Genomic DNA, 13077 nt, shown 5'->3' on the forward strand with positions numbered 1-13077 from the left:
TGGAAATCTCCGAAAGGCTGGAAATGCCGTCCCCATCAAGATAGTGTACAGAGTTTTAAGCGCAAGCTGAAGCGACTAACGACGAGGAAGTGGAGCATTGACCTAACGACACGGATTGAACGATTAAATTGGGTTATCCGCGGTTGGGTAAATTACTTCTCACTTGGTAATATGAAGACGATACTGACGCAAATAGATGAGCGTTTACGAACTCGTATCCGAGTCATTATCTGGAAGCAATGGAAGAAAAAATCGAGACGACTATGGGGACTTCTGAAACTAGGTGTTCCGAAATGGATAGCCGATAAAGTATCTGGCTGGGGTAACCACTATCAACTAGTGGCACAAAAGTCAGTCTTAAAGCGAGCTATATCAAAACCAGCCCTTACTAAAAGAGGACTGGTTTCTTGTCTAGATTTCTATCTTAAACGACATGCGTTAAAAGTTAGTTGAACCGCCGTGTGCCGAACGGCACGCACGGTGGTGTGAGAGGGACTAGAAATTAGCCTCTACTCGATTTGGAACAGCTATTCTCAGCAGCTCTCTTTTGGTATACTTATACTCATTGAACATTAAATCCTGCGAGAGTTTGGATTTTGGTGATTCGTGTGAGCCTATTGAAATGGAGGTGGTGGCTTCGTGCGTCCAACCGATTCGAATATTGAAAAAGTGAAGGTTTTCTTCCAAATCTTTTTGCCGATTTTAGTCTATCAGATGGCTAATTTTTCAGCCTCGTTTGTCGATACCATGATGACGGGCCAGTATGGAACTTTAGATTTAGCGGGGGTGGCCATGGCTACCAGTATTTGGCATCCGCTCTTTACGCTGGTGACAGGGACTATCTCGGCCTTGGTGCCGATTATTGGTCATCATTTGGGGCAGGGGCAGAGAGAGAAGGTTGTGAGGGATGTCTGGCAGTTTATCTATCTGTCTTTGATCTTAGCGATCCTTTTCTTAATCATCATTGGTTTTGGTGCTCCGCTTTTATTAGAAAGTTTAGGCTTGCAAATAGAGGTTCTGAAGGTGGGGAAAGACTATCTTCACTTCATGTTGCTAGGGATTTTGCCCCTGCTCTTGTTTAGTGTTTTCCGGTCATTTTTTGATGCCTTGGGACTGACAAAGCTATCCATGTACCTGATGTTGTTGCTATTGCCCTTTAATGCCTTTTTTAACTATTTATTAATTTATGGAATCGGTCCGCTTCCGGAATTGGGAGGAGCAGGGGCGGGTTTAGGCACGTCTCTTGCCTATTGGGCTTTGCTGGTAGTAGTTGTAGGGGTCATGCTCTGGCATCCGCAAATCAAATCCTATGGCGTTTTGAAACCCCAAGGGCTTTACTTTCCGGCCTTCAAAGAAGGATGGTTGTTGGGTTTGCCAATTGGGGGAGCTGTTTTTGTTGAATCTGCCATATTTGCAACGGTTGGTTTCTTTATGGCTCGTTTTTCTTCCGAGGTGATTGCCAGTCACCAGGCAGCCATGAATTTTTCGAATTTGATGTATGCCTTTCCGCTCAGTATTTCCATGGCTATGGCCATTATTATTTCTTATGAAAGAGGAGGCAAACGGCAGGCCGATGTGCTGGCTTATAGCCGGATTGGGCGGCTGATTGCGATTCTCTTTGCCGGAGTTACGCTAACCTTCCTCTATGTTTTCCGTGATCAAGTGGCAGCTCTCTATGGTAAAGATCCAGAATTTATCCGCTTAAGCAGTAATTTTTTGGTCTATGCCCTCTTTTTTCAATTTGCAGATGCCTTGGTATCCCCTGTTCAAGGTATTTTACGGGGCTACAAGGATACAAGTTATCCCTTTGTCATTGGACTGATTAGTTATTGGGGAATCGCCCTTCCCTTGGGCTATCTCTTGGATCGTGTATTTCAGTTAGGACCAGATGCTTACTGGATTGGCTTGAATATTGGCCTATGGGCTTGTGCCTTCCTTTTGCCTTGGCGGATGGCCGCGGTCCAGAAGCGGGAGCTTTAAGAATACTAAAAACGACAGTTTTGCGACTGTCGTTTTTAGATACTTCCTATTTGGTTTTCATTTGTCCTTGGGGATAATAGGTTCCCTCAGGCAAGTCTTGAATAAAGACATGGATAGCTTCCTTGGGAGCTCCTGTGTGCTTCATAACAGATTCGGTTACTTCTGCAGCCAAGGCTTGTTTTTATTCCAGGCTTCGTCCTTCAAATAATTCGATTTTTACAAATGGCATTGTCTTCCTCCTTTAAAGCTATTCTACCATAAAGAGCCTCGGTAAAAGACTGTAAATTTCCTGAGATTTAGTGTATAATTGGTAGAAATAATTTTTTAGAAAGTTGAATCATGGCGCAGCTCTATTTTAAGTATGGGACAATGAATTCAGGGAAGACCATTGAAATTCTTAAAGTAGCCCATAATTATGAAGAACAGGGGAAACGGGTCTTGATCATGACCTCGGCCCTAGATACCCGAGATGGCGTCGGAATGGTATCCAGTCGGATCGGCATGCGGCGGGAAGCCTTGGCCATTGACGATGAGTTTGATCTCTTTGGCTTTATTGAAAAAGAGCAAGAGGACCTTTATTGTGTCCTGATTGATGAAGCTCAATTTCTCAAGCGGCATCATGTTTTTGCCCTGGCAAGGGTCGTGGATGAATTAGATATTCCGGTTATGGCCTTTGGTTTAAAGAATGATTTCCGAAATGAATTGTTCGAAGGTTCAAAATACCTTTTACTCTTTGCAGATAAGATTGAAGAGATTAAGACCATTTGTCATTATTGTTCTAAAAAAGCAACCATGGTTCTCCGGATGCAAGATGGAAAGCCGCTGTATGATGGCGAACAAATTCAAATCGGGGGCAACGAAACCTATGTATCGGTTTGCAGAAGACATTATTTTAATCCAGAATTAGAAGGAGTTGTCTGAGGATGAATATTTATGATCAATTACAAGCGGTGGAAGATCGCTATGAGGAGTTGGGGGAACTTTTGAGTGATCCCCAGGTCGTCAGCGATACCAAACGCTTTATGGAGCTTTCTCGTGAAGAGGCTTCGACACGGGAAACAGTAGCTACCTATCGGGAATACAAGCGGGTCCTACAGTCCATTACAGATGCAGAAGAGATGATTAAGGATGCCGCTGGTGATGCCGAGTTGGAAGAAATGGCTAAGATGGAATTGAAAGAATCCAAGCAGGCCAAAGAAGATTATGAAGCTCAATTGAAAATCCTCTTATTGCCCAAGGATCCAAATGATGATAAAAACATTATCTTGGAAATTCGGGGAGCAGCTGGTGGCGATGAGGCGGCCCTCTTTGCAGGGGACCTCTTGACCATGTACCAGAAATATGCAGAAACCCAAGGCTGGCGCTTTGAAGTTATGGAAACTTCGATGAATGGTGTTGGTGGTTTTAAAGAAGTTGTCGCTATGGTCTCTGGCCAATCTGTTTATTCCAAGCTCAAATATGAATCCGGTGCGCATCGGGTTCAGCGGGTTCCAGTGACAGAGAGTCAAGGCCGCGTGCACACCTCAACGGCAACTGTCTTGGTTATGCCAGAAATCGAAGAAGTGGAATACGACATTGATCCTAAAGACCTGCGGGTGGATATCTACCATGCCTCAGGAGCTGGTGGTCAGAACGTCAATAAGGTGGCGACTGCCGTTCGGATTGTGCATTTGCCAACCAATATTAAGGTTGAAATGCAGGAAGAACGGACCCAGCAAAAAAATCGTGATAAGGCTATGAAAATCATCCGTGCCCGGGTGGCGGATCATTTTGCCCAGATTGCCCAAGACGAGCAGGATGCTGAACGTAAATCAACCATCGGTACGGGTGACCGTTCCGAACGGATTCGGACCTATAACTTCCCACAGAATCGCGTAACAGACCATCGAATCGGTTTGACCCTGCAAAAGTTAGATAGTATTTTATCCGGTAAGTTAGATGAAGTGGTCGATGCCTTGGTCTTGTATGATCAGACGCAGAAATTAGAGGCTTTGAACCAGTAGATGAAATACAGCCAACGATTCCAAGAATTTCACCAACAACTCATACAAGTTGGCGAAGAGCCGGAAGCCTTTGATTTTCTAATCCGTCAAGTCTTTGACTGGACCTTTACTGATTTTGTTTTCTTTTTGCAAAAAGAAGAAGAGGCTGAGGTGTTAGCCCAGCTGGAGTCCTACCATAAGCGCCTGATGGCCCATGAACCGGTCCAGTATATTCTTGGCAAAACAGACTTTGCTGATCTGGAATTTCTAGTAGATGAACGAGTTTTAATTCCCAGGCCAGAAACAGCAGAGTTAGTTGATTTGCTTTTGGCAGAAAATCCCGACCAGAATCTACGAATGGTAGATGTGGGAACGGGGAGTGGCGCCATTGCCCTATCAGTGGCCCACAAAAGACCGACTTGGGAGGTTTGGGCGTCCGATATTTCTCAGGCGGCGCTAGAAGTTGCTGACCTTAATCGTGAGCGACTAGGCTTGCAGGAGCAGGTACGTTTGTTGCAAAGTGATCTATTGGGAGATTTGACAGGACTCTTTGATATTATTGTGTCAAATCCGCCCTACATTGCTTGGGAAGATCGGGAGGAAGTCGGTTTGAACGTCCTCCACTCAGAACCCCATACAGCCTTATTTGCAGAGGAAGATGGTTTAGCCCTGTACAGAAAATTAGCCGTAGAATCACGAGCTTCTTTAAAACCCAGAGGTAAGATTTATTTAGAGATTGGCTATAAGCAGGGGCAAGCGGTCCAAGGTCTCTTTCAAGCAGCTTTTCCCAAGGCTCGTGTTAGAGTGCTGCAGGATCAATTTGGACAGGATCGGATGGTGGTAGTAGATGGAAATCTTAAAGAATGAGTTAGAAGCTGGTCGAGCTGTGATTTTGCCAACGGAAACGGTTTATGGACTTTTTGCCAAAGCCTTGGACCAAGACGCAGTGGATTTGGTTTATAGGCTTAAACAGAGGCCCAGAGATAAGGCCATGAATCTCAATATTGCGAACCTTGATCAAGTAACAGAATACGCGGATGAGATTCCCCCTTATTTTCAAGACCTAGTGGCCCACTTTTGGCCCGGTCCCTTGACCATTCTTCTAAAGGCAGGGGACAATGTTCCGGTTTGGATCAATTCCGGTTTACCAACGGTTGGTTTTCGGATGCCGGACCATCCCTTGACGCTGCAACTCATTCAGGAAACCGGTCCTTTGATTGGCCCATCTGCTAATTTAAGTGGTGCCAGTAGTGGTCAGAAGTTCCAGGACATTCAACAAGATATTTCTGTCCCGGGTTTAGCAGATGATGCCTTTTTAACAGGAGTTGACTCGACGATTCTCGATTTATCCCAAGAGCCGGCTCGGATTCTCAGGCAAGGTGCCATTACCCAGGAAGACTTACAAGCAGTGATTCCCCAGTTAAACTTTAAAGAGGTGGAAAAATGATTTTTGAAAATACGGATTACCGCAACTATGACCCAGAACTATGGGCAGCAATCGATGCAGAAACCAAACGCCAGGAAGAAAATATTGAATTGATTGCGTCGGAAAATGTTGTTTCCAAAGCCGTTATGGCTGCCCAAGGTTCCCTGCTGACCAATAAATATGCAGAGGGCTATCCTGGACGTCGTTACTACGGTGGTACAGAGGCTGTTGATGTGGTCGAAAATCTCGCCATTGAACGGGCTAAAGAAATTTTTGGAGCTGGCTTTGCCAATGTCCAACCGCATTCGGGCTCCCAGGCTAATGCTGCGGCTTATATGGCCTTGGTGCAACCAGGAGATACCATTCTAGGAATGGATTTGTCAGCGGGTGGCCATTTGACCCATGGGTCACCGGTTAGTTTTTCTGGAAAAACCTATCAGTTTATCCCTTATAATGTTGATCCAGAGACAGAATTGCTGTCCTACGATGAATTAGAATCCTTAGCCAAGGAACACCAACCAAAACTGATTGTGGCTGGAGCCTCTGCCTATTCTCGGATTCTCGATTTTGAACGCCTGCGTCAGATTGCGGACTCGGTCAATGCCTACCTCATGGTTGATATGGCCCATATTGCCGGTTTGGTAGCTGCGGGTCTTCATCCTAATCCCATACCTTTTGCCCATGTGGTAACGTCTACAACCCACAAAACCCTCCGGGGGCCACGGGGGGGCTTGATCCTGACCAATGATGAAGACTTGGCCAAGAAAATCAATTCAGCGATTTTCCCAGGCCTTCAAGGTGGTCCCCTAGAGCATGTGATTGCTGCTAAGGCAGTTGCTTTTAAAGAGGTGCTGGATCCAGCCTTCAAAGATTACATGCAACAGGTTTTAAAAAACACTCAAGCCATGGTTGAAGTTTTCCTTCAAGATGAGGAATTCCGTGTGATTTCTGGTGGATCTGACAATCACCTCTTTATGGTTGATGTGACAAAGGTCGTTGAAAATGGAAAAGTTGCCCAACAACTCCTGGATGATGTTCATATTACCTTGAACAAAAATTCCATTCCATACGAGCAACTATCACCTTTTAAAACCTCTGGTATCCGTATCGGAACTCCAGCCATCACAGCTCGTGGCTTTAAGGAAGAAGAAGCTCGGAAGGTCGCTGCCTTGATTATTAAAACCTTGAAAGCAGCAGATCAGCCAGCTGTCCTAGAAGAAGTGAAGGCAGAGGTGGCTGAATTGACCAGTGCCTTCCCGCTATACAAGGATTAGTATGGACATTTATATTAAGGAAGCGATTATCCATCAATTTTCACCCCAAAGTTTAGACCTGCAATTTTCCAAAGAACCCCTCGAATTATCCCCTCGTATTGATGAATACCTTCGGAAAAAAATTGAAAAAGTCTATTCAGAGGATGCTAAAAAAGGTGCTTTCGACTCGGAAAACACCTTTTTCAGCCATATCCAAGATGATTTGATGACAAGCTCGCGAACAATTAGTCAGCTCTGGTTAGAAGCCTTTAAAGAGGCTGAGAACCAGAAAATGAACGATTTGATTTTTGTTGGCTTTGAGAAAGAAGGGCAGAGCCATTTTGCCTTTTTACGCTTGGTCCTTCGCGATAGTTTGACTGATTTAGGTCAAGAAGAGAACCGAATTCAGTTAACGCAGAACCATTTACCTGGTTTTGGAGCTAGTCCAGATGAAGGTTTGGTTGTGAATCGGGTGACTGGTCAGTACTTTTTATTGGAAAAGCGCATCAAAGCTCAGGGCAGTTTCCTTCATTATTTTTCGGAAAAATTATTGGAAGTAGAGTTAGCTCCGTCTCCCAAAAAATCAATCCAGACGATGGAAAAAGCGGCTCAAAAAATTGCTGAAAGTTTTCAAGCAGATGATTTCCAATTCCAATCAAAACTTAAATCCTCCTTGCATAAAAACTTAGAGGAGAAGCAGGAGTTACGGCCAGAGGATATTGCTAATGATTTGTTTCAAGACAATTTGACAGCTCGTCTAACCTTTATTGATCAGATGAAGGAGGAAATTCCTGAAACGATTCAGTTTCAAGAGATCGATAGCCAACGTCAATTGAAGCGATTGGAAAATCAGAAGCTATCGCTGTCGAATGGAATCCAGCTAATTGTACCTAATCCAGTTTATGAAGACGCGGAATCAGTGGAGTTTATCATGAATGAGGATGGCACCTATTCGATTCTGATCAAAAATGTGGATGCGATTGAGAGTCTCTAATGTTAAAACGATGTGTGAGTTTACTAGTATTAGTTTTATTGGTCCTAGGATTGTGGCGAGCCTGGCAGACTGCTCAAACCGTGGCCCGTGTGCGTCAGTTCCAACCGATGGTGGAAGCAGCTTTAAGCAAGGAAAATTCATCCTTGGATCCTGATTTGGTGCTGGCGATTATTTATACAGAAACCAAGGGCCAAGGCCAGGATATTATGCAGGCCAGTGAAAGTTTGACCGGTCAAGTCGACTCCTTGGCCAGTCCCCAAGAAAGTGTTGCTCATGGGGTGAAAACACTCAACAATTATTATCTCCATAGTCAAGAATTAGGGGTTGATGAATGGACTGCGGTTCAAGCCTATAATTTTGGAGAGGCCTATATCGATTATGTGGCAGAAAATGGCCAGAAAACCAGTCTCGATCTGGCACGCGCCTATTCTCGAGATGTTGTAGCACCGAGTCTAGGAAATTCCAAGGGCGAGACCTATTCCTATTGGACCCCCATTTCAATCTTTCATGGGGCAGAACTTTACCGCGATGGTGGAAATTATTTTTATGCCAATCAAGTTCGCTTGAATTTAGATGTGATTCGTTTTTTTGAGCGTTTTAGCTAGCTTGATTTCCCCATTTTGGGTTCGCTTTTGATAAAATAAAAACAAGCAAGTAAGGGGGGAACAAGGTGCCCAAGAAAATAAAAGCGATTTGGGCTCAAGATCAGGAAGGTTTAATTGGCCAAGATGGTCATCTTCCCTGGCGTATTCCAGAAGAATTGAGTCATTTCAAAACCACAACCATGGGCCAGGCCCTGCTAATGGGACGTGTCACCTTTGATGGAATGGGGCGACGTGTCTTACCGGGCCGGACAAGTCTGATTCTAACGCGGGATCCGGATTACCAAGTTGACCATCCGGATGTTTTGGTTTGCCATTCTGTTGAGCAGGTTTTGGACTGGTACCAGAAGCAGGATTTGGATCTCTATGTCATCGGTGGCCGAGAGATTTTCTGTGCTTTTGAAGATTACCTGGATGAACTGGTGTGTTCGGAGATTCATGGGAAGTTTGCAGGAGATGTTTATTTTCCAAAAGCTTTTTCTTGGCAGTCCTTTGAGCTGTTTGAGCGTTTAGAGCAGCCAACCGCCTCTATTCCCTTTACAATTTATAAATATAGGAGGACAGCATAAAAAATGGAACGCAATCTATTTGGACTTTTTACAGCCCTGCTTGGAGTGATTTGTGTTTTGTGTGCCATGCAATCTTTTCAAAAACGGCGCTACGGTTTAACAGCATTTTTTATGTTGAACGCTTTTACAAATTTGGTGAACACGATTCACGCGGTTTATAATACTTTATTTTAATCTAGGAGTTAGATTTATTTATGTCGAAATCGAGATCAAATGAAGTGATGATTTATTGTTCCTTCTGTGGTAAAAACCAAGATGAAGTAAAAAAGATCATTGCTGGAAATAACGCATTCATCTGTAATGAGTGTGTCGAATTAGCCCAAGAAATTATTCGTGAAGAACTGGCAGAAGAAGTGTTGGCAGATCTATCGGAAGTGCCAAAACCACAAGAACTCTTGGCTATTTTAAATCATTATGTGATTGGTCAGGACCGGGCTAAGCGGGCCTTGGCCGTGGCTGTTTATAACCACTACAAACGGATTAATTTCCATGATAACCGAGACGAGGAAACGGATGTTGAACTTCAAAAATCCAACATCCTCATGATTGGCCCAACCGGATCAGGAAAGACCTTTTTGGCCCAAACCTTGGCTAAAAGCTTGAATGTTCCGTTCGCCATTGCAGATGCAACGGCTCTAACGGAAGCCGGCTATGTCGGGGAAGATGTTGAAAACATTCTCCTAAAATTGCTACAGGCAGCTGACTTCAATATTGAACGAGCAGAACGTGGCATTATCTACGTGGATGAGATTGATAAAATCGCTAAGAAGAGCGAGAATGTTTCTATCACACGTGACGTTTCTGGTGAAGGTGTGCAACAAGCCTTGCTAAAAATTATTGAAGGAACTGTTGCCAGCGTACCCCCTCAAGGCGGTCGTAAGCACCCGCAACAGGAAATGATTCAAGTCGATACCAAAAATATCCTCTTTATCGTAGGTGGTGCCTTTGACGGAATCGAAGAGATTGTCAAACAACGCCTGGGGGAAAAAATTATTGGTTTTGGCCAAAACAACAAGGCTATCGATGAGAATGGTTCCTACATGCAAGAAATCGTTTCTGAGGACATTCAAAAATTCGGAATCATCCCTGAATTGATTGGACGTTTGCCAATTTTTGCGGCCTTGGAGCCGTTAGAAGTTCAAGACTTAGTCCGGATTTTGAAAGAACCACGGAATGCCTTGGTGAAACAATACCAGACTCTATTATCTTATGATGATGTAGATTTGGAGTTTGAAGACGGAGCCTTGGAAGAAATTGCCCGTTTAGCCATTGATCGGAAAACAGGAGCTCGTGGTCTTCGCTCTATCATTGAGGAAACCATGATGGATATTATGTTTGAAGTTCCGAGTGAGGAAGATGTGAAAACTGTTCGCATCACCAAGGAAGCTGTTCTTGGTTTGGAAAAACCTATTTTAGAAACAGCTTAATACTCAAACTCGTTTAACCAAATATAGGCTCGAGAGTATAAAGAATAAAAGGGGGAGTAGGGATCCAGATCCCGCTCCTTTTTTAAGGAGATAGAATGGAATTAAACACACACAATGCAGATTTACTTCTGAGTGCCACCAATAAAAGTCATTACCCACAGGATGATATTCCTGAAATCGCTATGGCTGGCCGTTCAAATGTTGGAAAATCCAGCTTTATTAATGGGATTTTGAATCGAAAAAATCTGGCACGGACCTCCAGTAAACCAGGAAAAACCCAACTCTTGAATTTTTTTGATATTGATGGCCAATTACGATTTGTAGACGTCCCTGGTTATGGTTATGCCAAAGTCTCTAAAAAAGAACGTGAAAAATGGGGGAAGATGATTGAAGAATACCTAACAAGTCGGGAAAATCTTCAAGCGGTCGTGAGCCTGGTTGATTTTCGCCATGCTCCATCCCAGGATGATGTCCAAATGTACGATTTCCTTAAATATTATGAGATCCCTGTGATTCTCGTTGCGACCAAGGTTGATAAAATCCCTAGAAGTCGTTGGAATAAGCATGAAAAAATGATTAAGGACAAGTTGGACTTTGATCCTAGCGATGACTTTGTTCTCTTTTCATCTGAAACCAAACACGGAATTGATCAGGCCTGGGATGCTATTCTGTCCAAAATTTAACCGAGGAGACTGATGAAATTTCCTTGTTCCTCTCGATAAGAGAATGGACAAGGATTTCTTTTTATTATATAATGTGTTTTATAAAACACACAAGGGAGATTTTTATGTTTTCTGGTCAACGATTAAAAACGTTACGGCAACAAGAGGGGCGGACACAGGCTGATTTAGCGCTTGTTTTGGGTATTAATCGAGCTTCCTATGCCAGCTGGGAATTGGAACGGGCGCGGCCTAATCAGGCTCATTTGCAACACTTAAGCCAGTATTTTGGGGTGGAGGAAACCTATTTTGAGTCTGAGTATGCCATTGTCCAACCCTATCTCCAGTTGAATACTGACAACAAGAGAAAGGCAGAGGATTATGTCGAACGGCTATTAGAAACACAGAAGGATTCGATTCAAGAGAAGCTTGTGTCCCTGTTTGCAGTCCAAGTCCTAGATCAAGTGCCCTTATCTGCTGGTTTCGGAGAGACTTACTATGATGAGCAGTCCTTCCAGACGGTTTATACAGATCAAGAATATTCCTATGACTTTGCTTCCTTTATCCAAGGGGATTCCATGGAGCCTCAGTATTTTGATGGGGAAGTTGCCCTCTTTGATGATGACGGTTTTGACTATGATGGCGCTGTTTATGCCATTTCTTTAAATGGTCGTGCCTACATCAAGCGGGTTTACCGAGAAGAGGGGGGATACCGGATTGTCTCCTTCAATGACAACTATGAGGACCTGTTCGCTGGTCCTGATGACGATTTTCGGATTGTTGGTAAGGTTATTGGTCATTTTCGTCCTGTCGAAGAGCTTTAGTATGTATAAATGAAAAAACACATCCGTTGCTGTAGAGGACGGATGTGTTTTACCTTTTGAAGATTAGTCAGTAGCTACTTGCCATTTATTGAGGAGTCTTGCTTGTTCTGCTTGTCCGTCCTCATCCAATCCTGTCAAGGTTTCGATAAAGGTAATCATTTCAGGATTTGGCTGGGGAACAATTTGTCCGATGGCCCAGATAGCGGTTGCTACGTGGATTTTATTTTGGGATTTGTCGATAATTTCCAGTAATTTAGGAATGGCAGATCGGTCTCGACTGTTGGCCAGGGCGATAATGGCATTGCGTTGAAGAATGTTCTTGCCACGCCAGGAACCAGCTACATGGCCAAATTTTTCCTTGAACTGCCCGTTACTCAATTCCAGAAAGGGGAGGAGCTGAGGCTGGGCTAGCTCTGGATCAATTTCTGTGTGGGCTTGGTTGAGAATACCTTTGTTATAAGGACAGGAAATCTGGCAGATGTCGCAGCCATAAATAACGGTTTTAATTTTTTTACGGAATTCCAGGTCCATCATGCCCTTGTCCTGGGTTTGAAAGGACAGGCAGCGTTTAGCGTTCATGGTCCCATCACCAAGCAGACAGGAGGTTGGACAGGAGGTGAGGCAACGGGTACAATCGCCGCAACCATTGGGAACTGGTTGGTCGGGTTCAATTTCTAAATTGGTCACCAGTTCCCCTAAAAAAACATAGGATCCGTATTCTTTGGTAATCAAAAGGCCATTTTTCCCGATGAAGCCCAGACCGGCTCGTTGGGCAACAGCCGTATCCACCAGGGCACCGGTATCGACCATCGTTTTGTATTCCAGTTGGGTATCCAGCTGACGGATGGCTGCCGCTAATTGCTCCATTTTATCCTGGAGGAGGTAGTGGTAGTCAATTCCCCAGGAAGAGGGGGTGAATTTCCCTCTTTTGAATTGGGATTTTTCGGCTGGGGTTGGTAGTTTATGGGGATAGGCTAGGGCAATGGAAATGATTGTTTTAGCTGAAGCTAGGCTCAGTTTGGGATCTAGTCGTTCTTCAATGACCTTGTGTTCGAAGCCGGAAGACCGGTCTTCTTCTCTGGCTAATCGCAGAGATTTCTCTAAGTAGTTGAAATCATCGGCTGTTGTAAAGCCGATTTTTGAAATTCCGATTTCTTTCGCTAGCGCTTTAATCTCATCCTTTAGGTTCATAGTCTTATTATACTTCAATTTTGCCAAAACAAAAACAAATAAAAATTAAGTTATGTTAAAAATAAAATTTGTTCATTTTTCACATAACATTTGCTAAGCGCTTCCATAAAGAGTATAATATAAATATAAACAAGCGGTTAAGGGGTCTGCAGACGATGTGGGCTTGAGAC

At 43.9% G+C, this 13077-nt stretch carries 15 protein-coding genes and 1 pseudogene; 14 read left to right on the plus strand and 2 right to left on the minus strand.

Features of this window, described 5'->3' with window-relative positions; all coding sequences use genetic code 11:
• The coding region (locus HZY94_RS04120; RefSeq protein ID WP_306538575.1) for a group II intron maturase-specific domain-containing protein at positions 1-453 on the plus strand (453 nt) is incomplete at its 5' end.
• A 186-nt stretch (positions 454-639) separates the two neighbouring features.
• Positions 640-1980 (plus strand): MATE family efflux transporter, encoded by a 1341-nt coding sequence (locus HZY94_RS04125; RefSeq protein WP_179925118.1) that lies wholly within the window; start codon positions 640-642, stop codon positions 1978-1980.
• A 46-nt stretch (positions 1981-2026) separates the two neighbouring features.
• Here the strand turns inward: HZY94_RS04125 and HZY94_RS04130 are convergent.
• A pseudogene (locus HZY94_RS04130) lies at positions 2027-2209 on the minus strand (4-oxalocrotonate tautomerase).
• Between the two features lie 110 nt (positions 2210-2319).
• Here HZY94_RS04130 and HZY94_RS04135 point away from each other — a divergent pair.
• From HZY94_RS04135 to HZY94_RS04190, 12 genes are all read left to right on the plus strand, one after another.
• Positions 2320-2901: a thymidine kinase gene (locus HZY94_RS04135; RefSeq protein ID WP_179925119.1), complete on the plus strand. Its 582-nt coding sequence runs from the start codon at positions 2320-2322 to the stop codon at positions 2899-2901.
• Positions 2902-2903: 2 nt separating this feature from the next.
• A complete protein-coding gene (gene prfA, locus HZY94_RS04140) occupies positions 2904-3983 on the plus strand; it encodes a peptide chain release factor 1 (protein ID WP_179923982.1) in 1080 nt (359 codons plus the stop codon).
• Complete coding sequence (prmC, locus tag HZY94_RS04145) at positions 3984-4829, plus strand: peptide chain release factor N(5)-glutamine methyltransferase (protein WP_179925120.1); 846 nt, start codon at positions 3984-3986, stop codon at positions 4827-4829.
• Entirely contained in the window at positions 4810-5409 is a 600-nt protein-coding gene (locus HZY94_RS04150) for an L-threonylcarbamoyladenylate synthase (protein ID WP_179925121.1), read from the plus strand. Before prmC ends, HZY94_RS04150 begins: the two co-directional genes overlap by 20 nt.
• On the plus strand, positions 5406-6662 hold the full coding sequence (glyA, locus tag HZY94_RS04155) for a serine hydroxymethyltransferase (protein ID WP_179925122.1): 1257 nt from the start codon (positions 5406-5408) through the stop codon (positions 6660-6662). Before HZY94_RS04150 ends, glyA begins: the two co-directional genes overlap by 4 nt.
• Position 6663: 1 nt before the next feature.
• Positions 6664-7635, plus strand: a complete 972-nt coding sequence (locus HZY94_RS04160; RefSeq protein ID WP_179925123.1) for a nucleoid-associated protein — start codon at positions 6664-6666, stop codon at positions 7633-7635.
• Positions 7635-8240 (plus strand): lysozyme family protein, encoded by a 606-nt coding sequence (locus tag HZY94_RS04165; protein WP_179925124.1) that lies wholly within the window; start codon positions 7635-7637, stop codon positions 8238-8240. Before HZY94_RS04160 ends, HZY94_RS04165 begins: the two co-directional genes overlap by 1 nt.
• Before the next feature lie 65 nt (positions 8241-8305).
• Complete coding sequence (locus HZY94_RS04170) at positions 8306-8806, plus strand: dihydrofolate reductase (RefSeq protein WP_179925125.1); 501 nt, start codon at positions 8306-8308, stop codon at positions 8804-8806.
• A gap of 3 nt (positions 8807-8809) precedes the next feature.
• Entirely contained in the window at positions 8810-8980 is a 171-nt protein-coding gene (locus tag HZY94_RS04175; RefSeq protein WP_179923975.1) for a hypothetical protein, read from the plus strand.
• Positions 8981-9000: 20 nt separating this feature from the next.
• Positions 9001-10233: an ATP-dependent Clp protease ATP-binding subunit ClpX gene (clpX, locus tag HZY94_RS04180; RefSeq protein WP_179925126.1), complete on the plus strand. Its 1233-nt coding sequence runs from the start codon at positions 9001-9003 to the stop codon at positions 10231-10233.
• Positions 10234-10328: 95 nt separating this feature from the next.
• Positions 10329-10916 carry a ribosome biogenesis GTP-binding protein YihA/YsxC gene (gene yihA, locus HZY94_RS04185; RefSeq protein WP_179925127.1) on the plus strand — a complete coding sequence of 196 codons (588 nt, stop codon included), beginning with the start codon at positions 10329-10331 and terminating at the stop codon, positions 10914-10916.
• A gap of 104 nt (positions 10917-11020) precedes the next feature.
• Entirely contained in the window at positions 11021-11716 is a 696-nt protein-coding gene (locus HZY94_RS04190) for an XRE family transcriptional regulator (RefSeq protein ID WP_179925128.1), read from the plus strand.
• A gap of 63 nt (positions 11717-11779) precedes the next feature.
• Here the strand turns inward: HZY94_RS04190 and queG are convergent, their stop codons facing one another.
• Positions 11780-12907 carry a tRNA epoxyqueuosine(34) reductase QueG gene (gene queG / locus HZY94_RS04195; protein WP_160332239.1) on the minus strand — a complete coding sequence of 376 codons (1128 nt, stop codon included), beginning with the start codon at positions 12905-12907 and terminating at the stop codon, positions 11780-11782.
• Between the last annotated feature and the right edge of the window lie 170 nt (positions 12908-13077).

This window comes from Streptococcus danieliae (genome assembly GCF_013415245.1).
Taxonomy (GTDB): domain Bacteria; phylum Bacillota; class Bacilli; order Lactobacillales; family Streptococcaceae; genus Streptococcus; species Streptococcus danieliae_A.